14 protein-coding genes, 1 tRNA gene and 1 pseudogene are annotated in these 18,248 nt (G+C 69.8%); 6 read left to right on the forward strand and 10 right to left on the reverse strand.

What is annotated here, in order from left to right; genetic code table 11:
- The first annotated feature begins 146 nt into the window (after positions 1-146).
- Positions 147-1,298 (forward strand): IS30 family transposase, encoded by a 1,152-nt coding sequence (locus AB0P18_RS04410; protein WP_363359111.1) that lies wholly within the window; start codon positions 147-149, stop codon positions 1,296-1,298.
- A gap of 15 nt (positions 1,299-1,313) precedes the next feature.
- Positions 1,314-1,640 (forward strand): annotated as a pseudogene (locus AB0P18_RS04415) (integrase core domain-containing protein); the annotation flags it as partial.
- 26 nt (positions 1,641-1,666) lie between these two features.
- Here AB0P18_RS04415 and AB0P18_RS04420 read toward each other — a convergent pair.
- Positions 1,667-2,962, reverse strand: a complete 1,296-nt coding sequence (locus AB0P18_RS04420) for a phosphotransferase (protein ID WP_363359112.1) — start codon at positions 2,960-2,962, stop codon at positions 1,667-1,669.
- Between the two features lie 144 nt (positions 2,963-3,106).
- Here AB0P18_RS04420 and nudC point away from each other — a divergent pair, with 144 nt between their 5' ends.
- A complete protein-coding gene (gene nudC / locus AB0P18_RS04425) occupies positions 3,107-4,006 on the forward strand; it encodes an NAD(+) diphosphatase (protein WP_363359113.1) in 900 nt (299 codons plus the stop codon).
- Entirely contained in the window at positions 4,003-5,766 is a 1,764-nt protein-coding gene (locus tag AB0P18_RS04430; RefSeq protein ID WP_363359114.1) for an ATP-dependent helicase, read from the forward strand. The genes nudC and AB0P18_RS04430 overlap by 4 nt, the downstream gene beginning before the upstream one ends.
- A 774-nt stretch (positions 5,767-6,540) precedes the next feature.
- On the opposite strand, the gene AB0P18_RS04435 is transcribed toward AB0P18_RS04430, so the two are convergent.
- A complete protein-coding gene (locus tag AB0P18_RS04435; protein WP_344054316.1) occupies positions 6,541-7,929 on the reverse strand; it encodes a zinc-dependent metalloprotease in 1,389 nt (462 codons plus the stop codon).
- Between the two features lie 127 nt (positions 7,930-8,056).
- On the opposite strand from AB0P18_RS04435, the gene AB0P18_RS04440 reads away from it, so the two are divergent.
- Together AB0P18_RS04440 and AB0P18_RS04445 are read left to right on the forward strand one after the other, a co-directional pair.
- The gene (locus AB0P18_RS04440; protein WP_344054315.1) at positions 8,057-9,193 is read left to right on the forward strand and encodes a S16 family serine protease; all 1,137 of its coding nucleotides are present in this window, start codon (positions 8,057-8,059) and stop codon (positions 9,191-9,193) included.
- 87 nt (positions 9,194-9,280) lie between these two features.
- Entirely contained in the window at positions 9,281-12,187 is a 2,907-nt protein-coding gene (locus AB0P18_RS04445; RefSeq protein WP_344054313.1) for a UPF0182 family protein, read from the forward strand.
- Positions 12,188-12,250: 63 nt separating this feature from the next.
- Here the strand turns inward: AB0P18_RS04445 and AB0P18_RS04450 are convergent, their stop codons facing one another.
- The 8 genes from AB0P18_RS04450 to AB0P18_RS04485 all read right to left on the reverse strand — a co-directional run bounded on the left by AB0P18_RS04450 (position 12,251) and on the right by AB0P18_RS04485 (position 18,228).
- Positions 12,251-13,147: a prenyltransferase gene (locus AB0P18_RS04450; RefSeq protein WP_363359115.1), complete on the reverse strand. Its 897-nt coding sequence runs from the start codon at positions 13,145-13,147 to the stop codon at positions 12,251-12,253.
- Positions 13,144-13,461: a lycopene cyclase domain-containing protein gene (locus AB0P18_RS04455; RefSeq protein WP_344054308.1), complete on the reverse strand. Its 318-nt coding sequence runs from the start codon at positions 13,459-13,461 to the stop codon at positions 13,144-13,146. Before AB0P18_RS04455 ends, AB0P18_RS04450 begins: the two co-directional genes overlap by 4 nt.
- Positions 13,458-13,823, reverse strand: a complete 366-nt coding sequence (locus AB0P18_RS04460; RefSeq protein WP_363359117.1) for a lycopene cyclase domain-containing protein — start codon at positions 13,821-13,823, stop codon at positions 13,458-13,460. The genes AB0P18_RS04455 and AB0P18_RS04460 overlap by 4 nt, the downstream gene beginning before the upstream one ends.
- Before the next feature lies 1 nt (position 13,824).
- Complete coding sequence (gene crtI, locus AB0P18_RS04465; RefSeq protein WP_363359118.1) at positions 13,825-15,390, reverse strand: phytoene desaturase family protein; 1,566 nt, start codon at positions 15,388-15,390, stop codon at positions 13,825-13,827.
- 32 nt (positions 15,391-15,422) lie between these two features.
- A complete protein-coding gene (locus tag AB0P18_RS04470; RefSeq protein WP_363359119.1) occupies positions 15,423-16,307 on the reverse strand; it encodes a squalene/phytoene synthase family protein in 885 nt (294 codons plus the stop codon).
- Complete coding sequence (locus AB0P18_RS04475) at positions 16,304-17,359, reverse strand: polyprenyl synthetase family protein (RefSeq protein WP_363359120.1); 1,056 nt, start codon at positions 17,357-17,359, stop codon at positions 16,304-16,306. The genes AB0P18_RS04470 and AB0P18_RS04475 overlap by 4 nt, the downstream gene beginning before the upstream one ends.
- Positions 17,356-17,916, reverse strand: coding sequence for an isopentenyl-diphosphate Delta-isomerase (gene idi / locus AB0P18_RS04480; RefSeq protein WP_363359121.1), 561 nt, complete (start codon positions 17,914-17,916; stop codon positions 17,356-17,358). Before idi ends, AB0P18_RS04475 begins: the two co-directional genes overlap by 4 nt.
- Positions 17,917-18,154: 238 nt before the next feature.
- A tRNA-Met gene (locus tag AB0P18_RS04485) sits at positions 18,155-18,228 on the reverse strand.
- Between the last annotated feature and the right edge of the window lie 20 nt (positions 18,229-18,248).

Raw genomic sequence — 18,248 nt, forward strand, 5'->3', positions numbered from 1 at the left:
CTCGATGATCGATGACCACTCCCGGCTCGCATACTCCGAGATCCACCCCGACGAGAAGGGCGCGACCTGCGCCGGGTTCCTCACCCGGGCTGCGGTGAACTCAACCCGTCAGCGCAACACCTCGATGATCATTTCGGAGGTGTGGTGTGGCGAAGATCGGTAGGCCGGGGTTGCCGTCGGATCGGCGGCAGCAGGTATGGGAGTTGTGGAAGACGGGCGCGTCTATCAGCGAGATCTCACGGACGGTGGGATCCCCGCCGGGCTCGATCTTTTCGATTCTGTTGCCGTTCGGCGGGTTCTATCAGCCGCCCCAGCGCCGAAGGCCGGGGACGCTGACACTCGCCGAACGCGAAGAGATCTCCCGCGGCCTCGCCGCAGGCGAGTCATATCGGGCGATCGGCCGCCGACTTGGGCGTCCGGCGTCGACGATCAGCCGCGAGGTCGCGAAGAACAGAGGTCCGCGCCGCTACCGAGCGGTCGACGCCGACGACCGTGCATGGCGGCGCGCGCGGCGTCCGCAGAAGTGCAAGCTTGCTCGCAACCCGGTGCTGCGTGGTTACGTTGCCGCTCGGCTTCGGGAAGACTGGTCGCCCGAGCAGATCGCCGGAGCGCTCCGGAAGCGTCACCGGGCGGGGAGCGGTATGCGGGTGTCACACGAGACGATCTACAAGTCCCTGTTCGTGCAGTCCCGCGGCGTGCTGGCGAAGGAGCTGCAGAAGCACCTCAGGTCCGGGCGGCCGATCCGGCGCAGCGTCCACAACAACGTCACCGGGCAATGGCGCTCTCAGATCAAGGATGCGGTCTCGATCTCCGAGCGCCCCGCTGAGGCGGAGGATCGCGCGATCCCGGGCCATTGGGAGGGAGACCTCCTGCTCGGGCGCCATTGGACGCAGATCGCGACAGTCGTCGAGCGCGCAACACGGTTCACGGTCCTGGTCCAGGTCGATGGCCGTGACATGGAGTCCGTCACCGCGGGGCTCTCGCGTGAGATGAATCTGCTGCCGGAGCAGTTGCGTCGCTCACTGACGTGGGATCGCGGGATGGAACTCGCCGACCACAAGACGGTCACGAAGAACACCGGACTCGACGTCTACTTCGCCGACCCTCGCAGCCCCTGGCAACGCGGCACGAACGAGAACACGAATCGGCTGCTGCGTCAGTACTTCCCCAAGGGCGTCAGCATGAAAGACCTCACCCAGGCAGACCTCGACGTTGTCGCCGCCCGTCTCAACTCCCGCCCGAGGAAGACTCTCGACTTCGACACGCCAGCCGCTAGGCTCCAAGCACTGTTGCGCTGACGGGTTGAGTTCACCGCGGCGTACTTCGCCGCGCACGGCATCACCCGCATCGAACGGGTCATGACCGACAACCACTTCAGCTACCGGCTCTCGAACGACTTCCAGACCGTCCTCCGCAGGCTCGGTGCGAAACACGTCCTCATCCGCCCGCACTGCCCCTGGCAAAACGGCAAAGTCGAACGCCTGAACCGCACCCTGCAAACCGAATGGGCCTACCGGCAGATCTTCACCTCTAACACCGCCCGCGCCGACGCCCTCGCACCCTTCATCGAGCATTACAACGCTCATCGCCACCACACCGCCATCAACGGCACACCCCTCAGCCGAGTGTTACCAACGTGACAGCCGAGTACACCTAGACCCCGAGATCAGTCCGAGAGCCAGCGACGCAGCGCCGCGTCGGAGGCGCGCTCCGCGTCGGCCTGCGCGTCCGTGTCGCCCCCGTCGTCGGCGGCGGGTCTGCGGAATGCGCCGATGTCGATCGGTGCGGTCGAAGTGTCATCGTGCGTCGTCGGGGCGCTGTCGGCGGCACGCCGATCGGGCTCCGGATCGTCGCCGAGCTGCACCGCGTCGACCTCGATCGTGTCCGCCGAGTCCTCCTCGGCGCTCACCCACAGGGCGAGCTCCTCGGGATCGTACGCGTCGGTGTGCATCGAGGTGTCCAGCGTCGTCGCCTGCGCGTCGGGAACCCGATCCAAGAGCGCGAGCGCGTCGTCCACCCCGAGTGCCGAGGCGGAGACGATGTCGTCGTCGCTCACGCCGGCGGCGAGGGACTCGAGCAGATTCACCGCATCCTGCACGATGTCCTCGCGACCGGTGTCGTGCCCGTGCACGAGCCACTTGGCGAACTCGAGCTCGGCGTACAGGCGCGCTCGCGACCGCACGAGCTGATCGGGGGCGCGTTCGCTGTGACCCACGTAAGCGGCGTAGACATCCTCCGCGGCCGCGGGCGCGGAGGCGAGCCACTGCAGGTCGGTCGCCGGGTCGCCGACGGAGAGTCCGTGCCATTCGAGGACCCCGGTCACGCGCGGTTCGTCGGCGATGTCTTCGAACAGGAACGACGCCGCACCGGCGCCGCCGAGGACGACGGCGGATTCGAAGCGCCACAGCCGCTCGTCGTCCAGAGCGCGACGCCACCGTGCCAGGAGGTTGACGGGCGCCGAGCGGGTGTGCTCGACGCGATCGATCAGACGCGAGACGTCGTCCCTGACCTGCTGTGGGGTGCGCACCGGCAGGCCCTCCGTGCGCACGATCGACAGCGGCAGGGCGTGCAGTGCCGCGAGGGCCTCCCCGATCGAGGTGGCTGCCCCGCGGCCCGAGGGCAGGTGCGCGGCGTCGACCCGATACCCCGGGAGGAAGTCGACGACGAGCGCGCGTGCGTCGCCGAGGCCCGTCTCGCCGAGAAGCTCAGGAGCACGGAAGGGCAGGAGACCGCGGACACCGGGAGTCAGCGCGCGCAGCGCTCGGGCCTGGGCGGCGAGTTCGGCATCGGCATCCGCGTCCGACGCCGCGCGGACGACGACTCTCCGCCCGTCGTCGAGATCGGCGACGGCGGCATCGTATCGGCCGGCGGTTCCTTCGGTCAGGACACCGACGCCGATCACGCCCACTCGGGGCAGAGCCGAGGTCACGGACGCGGCTAGAGTGAGGGGTGAGCGTGCCATGAGCCCAGGGTAGGTCGGCCGAGGGCCTGCGCCCCCGCGCCACGCCCGGCTTGTCGCCCGCGGCGATGAGGCGTCGCGCATCCACTGCACGACAATCTGCGCGCCCACACGCTGCACATCGGATCACGGCGGAGAGGATCGGTCATGACGCCGTCAAAGGGCACACGAGCCGTCGGGCTGGACCGGGCGGCCGAAGAGCGTGCCGTGCCCGGTTTCCTCGAGGCGGCGCGCGCCGATGAGCGCAGCCGCGTGCTCGTGCTGCAGGGCGACCGGGCGCCGCTGTCGGACGCTGATGCTCTGTACTGGGTGAGCCCGGCCGCCGTTCCCGGGGGCGCGGAGTGGGCCTTCCTCGGGCGCGCGGAGGACGGAGCGGCGCTGCTGACGGCGGTCCTGGCGAGCGCTGACGACGATCCGTTTCCGGCTCCTGCGGGGTGGGCGTCGCTGCGTGCTGTCGGCGGTGCACTCTCACACCCCGAGTCGGGGGCGTTCGTCACGGCTCTGAGTCTCGGCCGCTGGCTGCGCGAGGCACCGCACTGCCCGGCGTGCGGAGCGTCGACCGAGATCCGTTCGGCGGGGTGGGCGCGCCACTGCCCGTCGTGCGGTCGCGAGCACTTCCCGCGCACGGATCCCGCGGTGATCGTGGCGATCACGAGCGCTCGGCATCCGGATCGGCTTCTGCTCGGATCGAATGCGATGTGGGCGGGCGAGCGGTTCTCGTGCTTCGCGGGCTTCGTCGAGGCGGGCGAGTCCCTCGAGGACGCGGTGGCGCGCGAAGTGCGGGAAGAGGCGGGTGTCGATCTCGTCGACGTGCGCTACCGCGGGTCGCAGGCGTGGCCGTACCCGCGGTCGCTCATGCTCGGATTCCTCGCCACGGCCGCCGACGACTCCGCCGCTGAGGCGGACGGCGAGGAGATCCTCGCGGTGCGCTGGTTCGGGCGCGACGAAATCGGGGCGGGTCTGGCGGGCCGCAGCGTGCTGCTGCTCCCCGGTCCCGCCTCGATCGCGCACCGCCTCATCTCCGAGTGGTACGCGGGCTCGGCATGAGCGATCGCGCTCTCGCCGGACTCGACGAGCGTCAGCGCGAGGCCGTGACGACGCTGCGCGGACCCCTCGTCGTCCTCGCGGGCGCCGGAACCGGAAAGACCCGGGTGATCACGCACCGTATCGCCCACGGCGTCGACACCGGCGCGTACTCGCCCGGCCGCGTGATGGCGGTCACCTTCACCGCCAAAGCGGCCGGCGAGATGCGTGGTCGCCTCCGCGCGCTCGGCGTCGACGGTGTCGCGGCGCGCACTTTCCACGCGGCGGCTCTCGCGCAGGTGAACTACTTCTGGCCGACGGTCGCGGGGGACACCGCCCCGTCGATCGTCGACAACAAGGTGCGGTTGCTCGCGCACGCGGCGGACGGCATCGGACTCGAACCCGACACCGCCACCCTGCGGGACGTGGCGTCGGAGATCGAGTGGCGCAAGGTGTCGATGCTCAGCATCGACCAGTACGCGGCGGCGCGACCCTCGGGCGTCGGCAGACTGGACGTCTCGCGCGTGGCGGACCTGCAGCGTGCTTACGAGAAGCTCAAGGACGAGCGCCGCAAGCTCGACTTCGAGGATGTGCTCTTGGCGTGCGCCGGAATGCTCGAGGCCGAACCTCGCGTGCTCGCCTCCGTGCACGAGCAGTACCGCCACTTCACGGTGGACGAATTCCAGGACGTCTCGCCGTTGCAGCATCGTCTGCTCGAGCTCTGGCGGGGCGACCGCCGCGACATCTGCGTCGTCGGCGACGCGAGCCAGACGATCTACTCGTTCGCCGGCGCAGACTCGCGATTCCTCCTCGAGTTCGCCGCTGCCCACCCCGACGCGCGCGTCGTGCGGCTCGAGACAAACTATCGATCGGATGCCGCCATCCTGGCCGTCGCGAACGAACTCATGCGCGGACGTCCCGGAGCGCTCGAGCTGGCGCCCGCCCGCGCCGAACGCGGACCCGAACCACCGACGGTCACGGCGTACGAGGACGATGCCGCCGAGGCGGCGGGGGTGGCCGAGGCCGTGGCCGCCCGGATCGCCGCGGGGGTCGACCCGCGCGAGATCGCGGTGCTGTACCGCGCCCACTCCCAGTCGCCGGAACTCGTCCGCGCGCTCGCAGAGCGCGGGATCGCCGCGAGCGTGCTCGGCGGACGCAGGTTCTTCGACATGCCGGAGGTCCGGCAGGCAGTGATGGCGTTGCGCGGCGCGTCGGTGGCGCCGTTGGAGAGCGGGTTCATCGATGCAGTGCGCGACGTCCTTCGCTCGCTCGGGTTCACGGACGAGCCACCCCAGGCCGGCGGCGCCCTGCGCGACGCCTGGGAGGCGCGGGCGGCGATTCTCCGTCTGGCCCAGGAGTCGCCGGCCGGGACGAGTCTGCGGCAGTTCACCGACGAGCTGCAGGCGCGTGCGCGCACCCAGCACGAGCCTGCGCTGCGCACCGTCACCCTGGCGACACTGCACGCGGCCAAGGGGCTGGAATGGCCGTACGTGCACCTGCTCGGCCTCGCCGAGGGGCTGCTGCCGATCAGCTACGCGACCACGTTCGAACAGGCGGACGAAGAACGGCGCCTCGCATACGTCGGCATCACGCGGGCCGGCCGAGTCCTGACGATGTCATGGTCGAGAGGACTTCGCGACCGGCAGCCGTCGCGCTTCCTCCGAGAGATCGGCAGCGGCACTCTGCGTGCGGCCGGTGCGGCAGCGTCGAGCGGAGCGCGGAACGTGCGTGGAGGGTCAGCGACGTGGACGGGATCGCGCCCGGATCGAGGACGGGCTCACTGATCATCCGTACGGCCGCGAACGCCGCTTCGGCGAGGATCGGCGTCGACACCGGTGGTGCGGGCCGACCCAGGAGCTGCGCCGCGATCTGCGGCCATGCGTCGTCGGCGTCCCGGCGATGGGCGGCGACGCACGCCAGGCACGCCGTGCGCCCGGGCACGACGACCGGCCCGATCTGCGCACCCGTACCGGTCAGGATCAGCGGGACGTGCGTGACGTCGGCGCTCATGAGAGGGGCTATGCGTCGGGGTTCGACCAGGTGGTAGGCCACCACGACGACCGGCGGACCGGGTTTCACCGTCTCATCCGGTGCGCCGAACCATTCGCTGCGGGAGCACTCGGCGCCGGTCTGCGCGAAGGCGTCGAGCAGCGTCTCCGCGTGCGTGATCGCGAGCCCGGACGGGATCTGCACCCGCAGCTGCGGCGACGCGGCCGCGGGGGCGCACAGAGCCGCGGCGATGCGGCGGAGGAACGGCGCGGCGGCGCGCTCCGGCGCACCGAGCGCGATCGCCACCGGATCCAGTGCGCCGTCCGGGATGCCGCGCTCGAGCTCCGCGATCAGACGCTGCTGCCAGCGTGTGGGCTCCTCGATCACCGCGACGGCGTCCGCACCGAACTGCAGCGTGGATGCGGAGCGCCACAGCGGCGGGTGAGCCGGGTCCAGTCGGAGCAGCATGGGCCGATTCTGCAAGACCGCACCCGCGCGCGGCGCGTTCTCCACAGGCCACTGCGCGGGATGCTCCCGTAGCGAGGTTGGGGAGAAGTCGATGCGGTCGGTCAGACCGGGCGCGGATCCTCCGGCTCGGCATCTGCGGGGGGCTGCCCAGGGTCCTCGCCGGCGAGCAGGCGCTCGAGGGCGTCGTCCATCTCGTCGCGCACCGGCTCCTCGCCACGGGAGCGGGCCTGGAGGCGCGCCACGAGCGCTCCCGGATCGTCGATGTCCTCCGCGGCGGGCATGAGATCGGGGTAATCCCAGAGCGCATCCCGGCCGCTCGCGCCCACGGCATCCGTCACCGCGCGCCACATGGCCGCCGCCTCGCGCATCCGCCGCGGCCGCAGCTCCAGTCCCACGAGCGAGCCGAGCGCCTGCTCGGCGGGTCCTCCCACCGCGCGCCGGCGCCGGACGGCCTCGGCGATCCGCGCCGCCGACGGCAGCCGCGAGGTCGCGTCCTCCGTGACCACGTCCACCCAGCCTTCGATCGTCGCGAGCAGGTTCTCGAGTCGCGTCAGCGCCGCGTTCTGCGCATCGGACCGCGTCGGCAGCAGCGCGCCGCTCTCGAGGGCGCGGCGCAGCTCGTCGGGCTCGGAGGGGTCGAAGCGGGTCGCGAGCTCTTCGAGTGCATCGGTGTCGACGTGGATGCCGCGCGCGAAGTCCGTGATCTGCGACAGGACGTGCAGCCGCAGCCAGCGGGCGTGGCGGAACAGTCGTGCGTGTGCGAGCTCGCGGGTCGCGATGTACAGCGCGAGCTGGTCCTGCGGGATCTCGAGGTCGCGGCCGAAGTCGGCGAAGTTCTGGGGGAGGATCGCGGCTTCACCCGCCGGCAGCAGGGGGATGCCGACGTCGCCGCCGCTGACGACTTCTTTGGACAGGTTGCCCACCACGTGGCCGAGCTGCGACGCGAACAGCGAGCCGCCGACGGTCCGCATCAACCGGCCCGCGCCCTGGACGAGCGCCTGCATCTCCTCGGGTGCCTGCTCCTGGAGCGCCGCGGTGAGGGCGTCCGAGATGCTGGTCGCGACGGGCTCCGCGAGCTCCTGCCAGACGGGCAGCGTCGCCTCCACCCACGCGCCACGCGTGAGCGTGCGCGGTGGTGACGACAGATCGGAGATCGTCGTCGCCTCGCTCAGCCACAGCGTCGCGAGCGCGAACGCCTGGTCGAGGTCGGTGCGCTCTCCGGCGGAGATGCCGAGGCCGTCCTGGTTGGCGATGTGCAGAGCCTGCCGGGCGGCCATGTCCCACGAGATGCCGCTGCCCGATTCGTCACCGGCGGCGAACGCCCCCTGGAGGTGCTGCATGACGGTCTGCATCATCGCCGGGTCGATGCCCATGCCGGACAGTCTCGCCAGCTGCTCGGGATCGATCTCGGCTCCGGACCCGCCGAACAGCTGCCGGATGAGCTCCTGGAACTGGTCCTGCGGGCTCTGCTCGTCGTCGGATTCTGCCACTTCAGCCGCCTTTCAGCCGGGTCATGACCTCGCGCTCTACGCTAGTCGCACGGATCATCGCACTTCCGGGCCGGGGACCCTCCCGCTGTACGCCGGTCGCGAACGACCACGTACAGAAAGGTCTCTCGTGACGCTGTTCGATGAGAACGTGACGATCACGCCCGCCCCGCGGCGTCGCATGTCGCGCGGTATGCGCGCCGGCGTCTGGTCCCTCACCGTGGCGCTCGCGGTGCTGCTCGTGATCACCTTCCTGCCCACGTCTTACGTCATCCAGCGCCCGGGGCCCGTGTACAACACCCTCGGCACGACCGAGTCGACACAGGGCACGCAGGTGCCGCTCATCTCCGTCGAGGGTGCCGAGACGTTCCCGACGGAGGGAGCGCTGGACCTGCTCACGGTGCAGGTGGTCGGCAGCCGCGAGCGCACGCCCTCGTGGTTCGAGCTCGCGACCGCATGGTTCGACCCGAGCAAGGCGGTCCTTCCGATCGACACCGTCTTCCCCGACGGCGAGAGCACCCAGCAGCGCAACGAGCAGAGCGCCGCGATGATGGTGGACTCGCAGAAGGAGGCGACCGCCGCCGCCCTGACCGAGCTCGGCTACGACGTGGGGGCGCAGCTGGAGGTCTATTCACTCACCGAGGACTCGGCATCCGCGGGCGTGCTCGAGGAGGGGGATGTGATCCTGGCGGCGAACGGCACGACGGTGACCGATGCCGCGACGCTGCGCGAGATCGTGGCGGACGGCGACGGCGCCCCCGTCGACCTGGCGATCCAGCGCGACGGCGGTGCGCGGACCGTGTCGGTCACTCCGCGCTCCACCGAGATCGACGGCGAGCAGGTGTGGCTGCTCGGGATCCAGCTCACGAACGACTACGAGTTCCCGATCGACGTCACGATCCAGCTGAACAACGTCGGCGGACCGAGCGCCGGGATGATGTTCGCGCTCGGGATCATCGACACCCTGACTCCGGGCCAGCTCAACGGCGGCGAGAACGTCGCCGGCACCGGGACGATCGACGCCGCGGGCGACGTCGGACCGATCGGCGGGATCCGTCAGAAGATGTGGGGCGCGGTGGGCGCGGGCGCGGACTGGTTCCTCGCTCCGGCCGACAACTGCGACGAGGTCGTCGGCTACGTGCCGGACGGGCTCCGCGTCTTCTCGGTCGCCACTCTGGACGACGCGTTGGACGTGCTCGAGGTCGTCGCCGACCCCGAGCGCGACGCGGCGGATCTCGCGGCTCTGCCGGCCTGCACCGCCGGCTGAGCGGAGGATTCGCCCACAGCGCAACTCTCGGCGCCGGTAGGTCGATCCCACGGCGTACGCCCAGAACCGCCCGCCTAGGATTGAGGGGTGACCACGACCTCAGCGCCGACACCGGCCACGCCTTCCCGCTCCCGACGCGTCATCGCGATTTCGCTGGCGATCATCGCCGCGCTCGTCGTGGCGTTCTTCATCTTCGCCAACCTTTACGCCGACTGGCAGTGGTATGCACAGCTGGGCTTCCAGTCCGTGCTGCTGACGCAATGGACCGCGCGGGTCGTGATGTTCGTGGTCGGCTTCCTCGGGATGGCGGTGCCGGTCTGGCTCGCGATCCAGCTCGCCTACCGCCTGCGACCCGTGTACGCGCGCCTCAGCTCGCAGCTGGACCGCTACCAGGAGGTCGTCGAGCCGCTTCGCCGTCTCGCGATGTGGGGCATCCCGGTCTTCTTCGGCTTCTTCTCGGGCTTCGCCGCGTCCGCGCAGTGGGAGACCACGTGGCTGTGGTTCAACGGTGTCGCCACGCGCGTGACCGACCCGCAGTTCCAGCTGGACACCGGTTTCTACCTGTTCGCGATGCCCTTCTACAGTGCGCTGCTCGGGTTCGTCTCGGCCGTCCTGCTCGTGAGTCTTCTGGTGACCGCGCTCGTGTCGTACCTGTACGGTTCGGTGCGGATCGGCCAGCGCGAGCTGCGCATCTCCAAGGCGGCGCGCATCCAGCTCGCCGTGATCGCCGGGCTGTACCTGCTCGTTCAGGGCGCGAGCCTGTGGCTGGACCGGTACAAGACCCTCGTCGAGCCGGGCGACCGCATCACCGGGCCCGGGTACACCGGGGTGAACGCGATCATCCCGGGGCTCACGATCCTGTCCGTCGTGGCCGTGATCGTCGCGATCCTCTTCTTCGTGACAGCCGTGATCGGCCGCTGGCGCTACCCGCTCATCGCGACCGCGCTCCTGGTGGTCTCCGCGATCGTGGTGGGCGTGGGCTATCCCTGGGTCGTGAACACCTTCCAGGTTCGACCGAACCAGTTCGCCCTCGAGGGAGAGTTCTACCAGCGCGGCATCGACATGACCCAGCAGGCGTACGGGATCGCCGACCTGGAGAAGAGCGATTTCCAGGCGACGACGGATGCCGAGGCCGGCGCGCTGCGCGAAGACGCCGCCACGACCGCGCAGATCCGCATCATGGACCCCGCCGTGATCAGCCCCACCGTCAGGCAGCTCGAGCAGTTCCGCGGCTACTACCAGTTCGCGGATCCGCTGGACGTCGACCGCTACGAGATCGACGGGGTCTCCCAGGACACGGTCGTATCGGTCCGTGAGCTGAACATGGACCAGCTCGGTGCGGCCGCGTCGTGGCAGAACACCACGCTCGTCTACACGCACGGCTACGGCGTCGTCGCCGCGAAGGGCAACGACCGCACGACCGACGGCGACCCGGTGTTCCTCGAGCGTGGCATCCCGGCGGCGGGTTTCCTGTCGGATCAAGAGAACTTCGAACCGCGCGTGTACTTCGGCGAGTTCTCGCCGACCTACTCGATCGTCGGCGCGCCCGAAGGGACCGCGCCGGTCGAGCTCGACTACCCGCGCGGCACGGACGAGGGCTCGAGCGAGACCAAGACGACGTTCACGGGCGACGGCGGGCCGAGCGTGGGCAGCGTCTTCAACCGCCTGATCTACGCGCTGAAGTTCCAGTCCGAGCAGATCCTGTTCTCGGACAACGTGAACGAGGAATCGCAGATCCTCTACGACCGCGACCCGAGCCTGCGCGTGCAGAAGGCCGCCCCCTACCTGACTCTGGACGGCGACCCGTACCCGAGCGTCGTGGACGGTCGCATCGTCTGGATCATCGACGGCTACACGCTGAGCTCGAACTACCCGTACTCGACGACGGTGAGCCTGCAGCAGGCGATCTCGGACTCGACGACGACGGCACAGCGCTTCGCCCTGGACAACATCAACTACATCCGCAATTCCGTGAAGGCCACGGTCGACGCGTACGACGGCAAGGTGACGCTGTACGCGTGGGACGACGAGGACCCGATCCTGCAGGCGTGGCAGAACGTGTACCCGTCGACGGTGAAGCCGATCAGCGAGATGTCCGGCGACCTGATGAGCCACGTCCGCTACCCGACCGACCTGTTCAAGGTGCAGCGCTACGCGCTGGGCGTCTACCACGTCGATGACGCGCAGTCCTTCTACCAGCGCGACAACGCGTGGCAGACGCCGAACGACCCGCAGCAGGACACCGTCCTGCAGCCGCCGTACTACCTCACGATGCAGATGCCCGGACAGGACGAGCCGACGTACTCGATGTTCACGAGCTTCATCCCGGCATCCGAGGGGACGGCATCCCGCAACGTGTTGATGGGGTATCTCGCCGTCGATTCGAATGCGGGCAGCGAGGCGGGCGTGAAGGGTGAGGACTACGGCAAGCTCCGCATGCTCGTGGTGGATGCCGACACCACGATCCCCGGCCCCGGTCAGGTGCAGAACACCTTCAATTCGGACCCGTTGATCTCGTCGCAGATCAACCTGCTGAAGCAGGGTCAGTCCGAAGTGATCAACGGGAACCTGCTGACTCTTCCCGTCGGCGGCGGACTGCTCTACGTCCAGCCGGTCTTCGTGCAGGCCTCCAGCGGGACGCAGCTTCCGCAGCTGCAGAAGGTGCTCGTGGCCTTCGGCAACGAGGTCGCCTTCGAGGACACGCTGAACGAGGCGCTGGACGCGCTGTTCGGCGGTGACTCGGGAGCGGATGCCGGCGACACCGACGTGCCCGCCACGCCGTCGCCGACCGAGACGCCGACTCCGGGTGAGACGACGGATCCGCAGCCCACGACGCCGCCGACCGATGACTACCAGGCGGCGCTGGAGGAGGCTCGACAGGCGATCCTGGACCGACAGGCGGCGCTGCAGGCCGGTGACCTGACCGCGTTCGCGGAGGCGGACAAGCGCCTGACCGCGGCGGTCGAGGCGCTCCTCGCCCTCGGCGAGCAGTAACGGCCGTATGAGACGAAGGCCCCGCACCGATCGGTGCGGGGCCTTCTTCGCTGTCCAGACGCCTTACGCCGTGAGCAGCGCGTACCAGATGATCAGCAGCGTCACGATGAATCCGGCGATCTGGTTGACCCAGAGGAACCGCCCCCACCCCTTCGTCGCGGTCTCCGCCGTGTCGTCGGTGATCGAGCGGTAGGGCCAGACGGTCGCGATGTACAGCAACGGCACGAGCGCGGCGAGGGGGCCCGGCCACGCGGTAGTGAGCATCATGACGCCCGCGGCCGCGTAGCAGACCAGTGCGAACCACACCGTCCAGCGCGCTCCGCGGACCGTCGCGATCGACGAGATCCCCGCTTCCCTGTCCGCGACGACGTCCTGGACGGCACCGAACGCATGGGAGGCGACCCCCCAGAGCGCGAAAGCGACGATCACCGCCGCAAGCTGCCACGTCCAGGCGACACCGGCGAGCACCAGCCCGTACACGGCGGGGGAGAAGAAGTGGATGCTGGAGGTCACCGAGTCCGCGAACGGGACCTCCTTCAGCCGCAGTGGAGGGGCACTGTAGAAGACGACGAAGAACAGGCTCGCCGCCAGCACGATCCAGGAGGCCGGCGAGCCGACGATCAGCAGGTACACCACGAACGGCAGGCACGACAGGGTCGCCGCCCACAGCGTGATGCGATGCATCCGCCGGTCCAGGACCGCCCCGTGGGCACCGCCCTTGCGCGGATTGCGCAGGTCGGTCTCGTAGTCGAAGACGTCGTTGATCCCGTACATCGCGAGGTTGTAAGGGATGAGGAAGAAGATCGCACCGATGATCAGGGTGGCGTCGATCTGACGCGTCGCCAGAAGGTACGCGGCGGCGAACGGATACGCCGTGTTGACCCAGCTCACCGGACGCGAGGCCACGAACAGCTGACCGATGATCGTGCTCACCCGCAGGGGGGTGCGCGACTGGCTCATGCGTGTCTCTCCTCGGGGGTCTTCCGTGTGAGCAGCGTGTAGACGGCCGGAACCAGGAACGCCGCGCACAGCGGATACGAGAAGTCTTCCAAAGGTGCCAAGCCGATGCGCAATCCGCTCAGATGCTCCTCCGGATACACGACGAGCCCGGCCGCGATCATGGCGTTGTCGAACACGGCGGTGAGCACGAGGAGCACGGCCGCCGAGATCGCCGATGCCGCCATGCGACGGCCGAACGCCGGCCGGCGGAGCGTGGCGAGGGTGACGATCACCGTCACCACGACGAACGGGATGACGATCAGGGAATAGGTCACGACGACTCACCACCCTGCGACGGACGCGCGTCGGTGCCGGGCTGCGTCGCCCGGCGCGCGAGCACGCGCATTCCCGCCGCCCACGCGACCAGCCCGAGGTAGCACAGGAAGGTGAGGAAGAAGAGCTCCTCGAAGGGCAGCTCCGGGGCGATGTCGATCCCGGTGAAGTAGGGGCTGTCGCCCTTGAGGAACACGCCGGTGACGATGCCGACGGCATCCCAGGCGAGGAAGAAGGCGACGCCGACGCCGACGGCGGCGAGTGTCCGGCCGGGGGAGGCCCACAGCGCGAGTCGGAAGCGTGCGTCGAGTGTCGCGATGCCGGCGGCGGAGATCAGGATCGCGAGCAGGTACAGTCCGGGCACGTCAGACCCGGGCAGGCTCGGCGAGGGGACCGGGGGAGCGATCGCCGCGAAGGCGCTTCAGCACGAGTTCGGCTGAGATCAGGCACATCGGCAGGCCGATGCCGGGCAGCGCGGACGTGCCCGCGTAGGAGAGGTTGCGGACCTTCCGGGACGCATTGCGCGGGCGGAAGACCGCGCTCTGTCCGAGCGTGTGCGCGAGCCCGAGCGAGTTGCCGCGCCATGAGTGCAGATCGGTCTCGAAATCCCCGGGGGCGATCGTCCGACGCACGGTGATGCGCTCGGCCAGATCCGGGATGCCGCACCACTGGGAGATCTGCTGGATGACGTGATCTGCCGCGGTCTCCACGGCCGGGTCGCCGTCACCGTCGACGCCGCCGTGCCCGATACCGGGATCGGCGGGGACCGGCACGAGGACGAAGAGGTTCTCGCTGCCCGCGGGAGCGACGTCGTCGTCCGTCGCGCTCGGACGGCAGATGTACAGCGACGCGGGATCGGAGATCCGGGTCGGGGCGTCGAAGATGTCCTCGAAGTTCTCGCGCCACTTGCTTGCGAACAGCAGGGTGTGATGTGCGAGCTGGGGGAGCTCGCCCTCCACTCCCAGCAGCAGCAGCAGCGCGCCCGGACTGGGGACCCGCTTGTCCCACCACTTCTGCGGATAGGTCTGCAGCTCCGGCGGCAGCAGTGTCGTCTCGGTGTGGTGCAGGTCGGCCGTGGAGACGACGAGGTCGGCGGGGATGCGGGTGCCGTCCGAGAGGCGGACGCCCGTGGCGACGGCATCCGTCGTCGTGATCTCCACCACCTCGGCGCCGGTTCGGATGCTCGCCCCGTGTGCGCGCGCGAGCCGCTCCACCGCGCGGATGACCTCCACGAACCCCCCGCGCGGGTACAGCACGCCGTCGTCGAGATCGAGGTGGCTCATCAAGTGGTACAGGCTCGGGACGCCGTACGGCGAGCCGCCGAGGAACACGGCCGGATACTCGAGGATCTGCCGCAGTCGCTGGTCGGTGAAGCGCTTGTCGACATATCCCGCGAGCGTCTTGGTCAGCAGCGGCGCGAGTTGCCCGGCTCGCTTGAGCAGTTGCGGATCGCGCAGCCCCGCCGTGGTCTCGTACGTGTCGTACAGGAAACGCGAGACGGACAGCTCGTATGCGTCCGCGGCCGAGTCGAGATAGGCGTCCAGCTTCGCACCCGCGCCGGGCTCGATGCTCTCGAAGAGGGCCGTCGCCTCGGCGCGGCCCGTCCGCACGTCTATCGGCGCGTCCGCGCTCATCGACGGATCGGTGTACACGCGATAGGCGGGGTCCAAGCGAACGAGGTCGAGCTCGTCCGCGGCGCTCGTGCCCAGCATCCGGAAGAAGTGGTCGAAGACCTCCGGCATCAGGTACCAGCTCGGACCGGTGTCGAAGCGGAAGCCCTCGTGCTCCCAGGATCCCGCGCGCCCGCCGAGCTCGTCGCGGGCTTCGAGGACGGTGACCGTCCACCCCTCAGCGCTCAGGAGGGCGGCTGTGGCCAGTCCCGCGATGCCGCCGCCGATCACGACAGCGGTGCCCTTGTCCTGCTCTGCCATTTCTCGGTCCTCTGCGGTCGGTGGGTGCGTGGTCATGTGCGGACGCCCGCGCCGCTCGGCCGGCGCGGCGGGAAGCCCAGAAGTGCGCGCGCGGCCAGGGTCGCCTTGACCGGATCGGGCACGCGCACGCGCTGCGTCGGGTTCTCGTCGCGCCGCAGGCGCTCGGAGAGTGCCGCGAACAGGTCGTGCGCCGCCGTCACGGCGCGGCGGCAGTCGGCGGGCAGCTGAGGCACGACGGCCGCGGCGGCCGCGAGATCGGCATCGATGCGGTCGAGGACCTCGATCCGGCGCCGGCCCCCCTCGGCGAGCCCGAGGTAGTCGCGTCCGAGTGCGTCTTCGTCGTGGTGCTGGTCGCGGAGGAAATTCACATCCTGGAACGCGGAACCGAGGCGCCGCGCGCCGTCGACGAGTTCCGCGGGAGCCGGGATCGGACGCGGCGCGCCGGCGTTCACGAACACCTGCAGACACATGAGCCCCACCACCTCGGCGGACCCGTACACGTAGTCGTCGTGCGAGGCGGAATCGTGGTGTGCGGTCTGCAGGTCCGTGCGCATCGAAGCGAAGAAGGGGCCGGTGAGGTCGGCGCCGATGCCGCACTCCCGCGCGGTGCGCGCGAACGCGTGGACGATGAGATTGGAGCTGAAACCGCGCTCGATCGCCGCGAGCGTCTCCTCTTCCAGCGCGTCCAGCACGGCGCGCTCCGCGGCGGCGTCCAATCCCGCCTCCGCGGCGGGACCGTCCACGATCTCATCCGCGACGCGGACCAGCGCGTAGATGTTGCGCACGTGCGGGCGCGGACGCGGTCCCAGAAGGCGCGTCGCCAGGCCGAACGAGGTCGAGTACGCCGCAATCACCGCGGCGGCGGCATCCTGTGCTGTCCTGTCGTACAGGGCGAGCCCCGTCGGCTCGTGACTCACGGAATGCGCTCCTCGATGCGGTCGGCCAGCCCCAGGATCAAGGGGCGGGCGCAGGTGGGGAAGGAGGGATCCTCCACGGCGCTGCGCACACTCCCGAGCGTATCGTCGATCAGGGAACGCAGGCTCGCCCGGGCTCCGCTCTCTTCGAGCGCCCGCTGCGCCTCACGCACCGCGATCGGCCCGGTGTGGGCGACGGCGAGCGCATCGTTCACACGCGACCACGTGGTGGACTCCCGGGCCAGGGCGATCAGCGGCGTGCGCTTGGATTCGCGGAGGTCGCCGCCTTCGTCGCGCCCCGCCTGTGCGGCCGAGCCGAACGCGCCGATCATGTCGTCGACGAGCTGGAAGGCCAGCCCCAGTCGTCCGCCTTCGGCATCCAACGCCGCGATCGCGTCAGGCGTCGCGCCGGCCAGCAGAGCACCCGCGCACAGCGGCGCGCTGAACGAGTACACCGCCGTCTTGTTGAAGGTGGCGTCGAAGATCGCCTCCGCCTCGGCGTAGTCGGGCGTCACGGCGTTCTCGACGTCGGCGAGCTCGCCGGCGGCGGAGACGTAGATCGCGTCATCGAGGAGGCCGAACAGGCCGGCGCGGACCGGCGCCGGGACGTCCGCGAGCGCGATCAGGCGCGACGCCTCGTGCAGCAGCAGGTCGCCCGCGAGGATCGCCGCAGCATCGCCGAGAACCACGGAGCCCTGCTCATCGGCGCCGCGGCGGCGGGCACGGTCTCGGAACTCACCACCCACATTCGGGATGCCGCGCCGAACGGTGTCGTGATCGATCACGTCATCGTGCACGACGAACGCCGTATGCAGCAGCTCGAACGCGGCGGCGACCGCGTACACCGCGTCGGTGTCGTCCTCGGATCCGCCGAACGCAGAGAACGACGCCGCGACGAGGGCGGGACGCAGGCGCTTGCCTCCGGAGGTCGCGCGGGTGACCGCATCGCCCAGGTCGCTGAATCCGCCGCCCAGCTCGTTCGCGCGCCCGCGGATCCGCCGCAACGACCCATCGATCGCGTCGTCGATGGCCGTGCGGGTGGAGGGAGGGATCATGACGCCTGTCGTCGCTGGAGCGCCGGCCTGCCGGAGTCGAACAGGTGCAGCTGCTCGGCCTGCAGCACGAGCCAGGGGCTGAACGCCCACGGGGTGGCGGTGAGGGAGGTGCCCAGATCGACGGGGTCGACCCACATCGCATCGACGACTTCCAGCGGGTTCAGGACGGGCTCGTCCGTCGTGCGCGCGGTGTAGACCGGGCAGACCTCGTACTCGACGATGCCGGACGTGTCCACCGCGCGATACCGGAACAGCGGCAGGGCGAGCTCGATGTCGGTGAGGGTGATGCCGAGCTCGAACTCCGCGCGACGGTGGACGGCGCTGAGCACCGGCTCGGCGGGACGCGGGTGCCCGCAGAAGGAGTTGCTCCACACGCCCGGCCACGTCGTCTTGCTGAGCGCCCGACGTGTCACGAGGACCTTGCCGTCCTCGTTGAGGACGTGGCACGAGAAGGCCAGGTGCAGTGCGGTGTCCGTGCCGTGGACGCTCGACTTGGGCGCGGTGCCGATCGCCCGTCCTTCGTCGTCAAGGAGGACGACCTCGTCGGTGTCGCTCATCGATCCTCCTCAGATCGCTAGATTAGCTAGCAACATTGCCTTCCGCCGATGATACAAGGGCGTCGCGGGGAGTGTCCACACGACCCCCGGCGAGGAGCGCTCGCCGCCTCCGGCGGTGTCCGCACGCCCTCGTGCGTACCGTCACGTCCCTCCACGATGCCACGGATCGGCGTTCTCCGCGCCGCGCCGCAGACGACGAAGAAGGCGCCCCCCGGCGGGGACGCCTTCTTCGTTTTCGTTGCGGGGACAGGATTTGAACCTGCGACCTCTGGGTTATGAGCCCAGCGAGCTACCGAGCTGCTCCACCCCGCGGCACAAGAGGAAAGCCTAGC

It is taken from the genome of Microbacterium sp. NPDC064584 (assembly GCF_040687315.1).
Lineage (GTDB): Bacteria > Actinomycetota > Actinomycetes > Actinomycetales > Microbacteriaceae > Microbacterium > Microbacterium lacus.

Bases quoted from the DNA above. Each gene is read 5' to 3' on its own strand.
- AB0P18_RS04450 (WP_363359115.1), bottom strand. From the start codon at position 13,147: ATGAGCCAGTCGCGCACCCCCCTGCGGGTGAGCACGATCATCGGTCAG.
- crtI (WP_363359118.1), bottom strand. From the start codon at position 15,390: ATGGCAGAGCAGGACAAGGGCACCGCTGTCGTGATCGGCGGCGGCATC.
- AB0P18_RS04475 (WP_363359120.1), bottom strand. From the start codon at position 17,359: ATGATCCCTCCCTCCACCCGCACGGCCATCGACGACGCGATCGATGGG.
- AB0P18_RS04420 (WP_363359112.1), bottom strand. From the start codon at position 2,962: ATGGCACGCTCACCCCTCACTCTAGCCGCGTCCGTGACCTCGGCTCTG.
- idi (WP_363359121.1), bottom strand. From the start codon at position 17,916: ATGAGCGACACCGACGAGGTCGTCCTCCTTGACGACGAAGGACGGGCG.
- AB0P18_RS04430 (WP_363359114.1), top strand. From the start codon at position 4,003: ATGAGCGATCGCGCTCTCGCCGGACTCGACGAGCGTCAGCGCGAGGCC.
- nudC (WP_363359113.1), top strand. From the start codon at position 3,107: ATGACGCCGTCAAAGGGCACACGAGCCGTCGGGCTGGACCGGGCGGCC.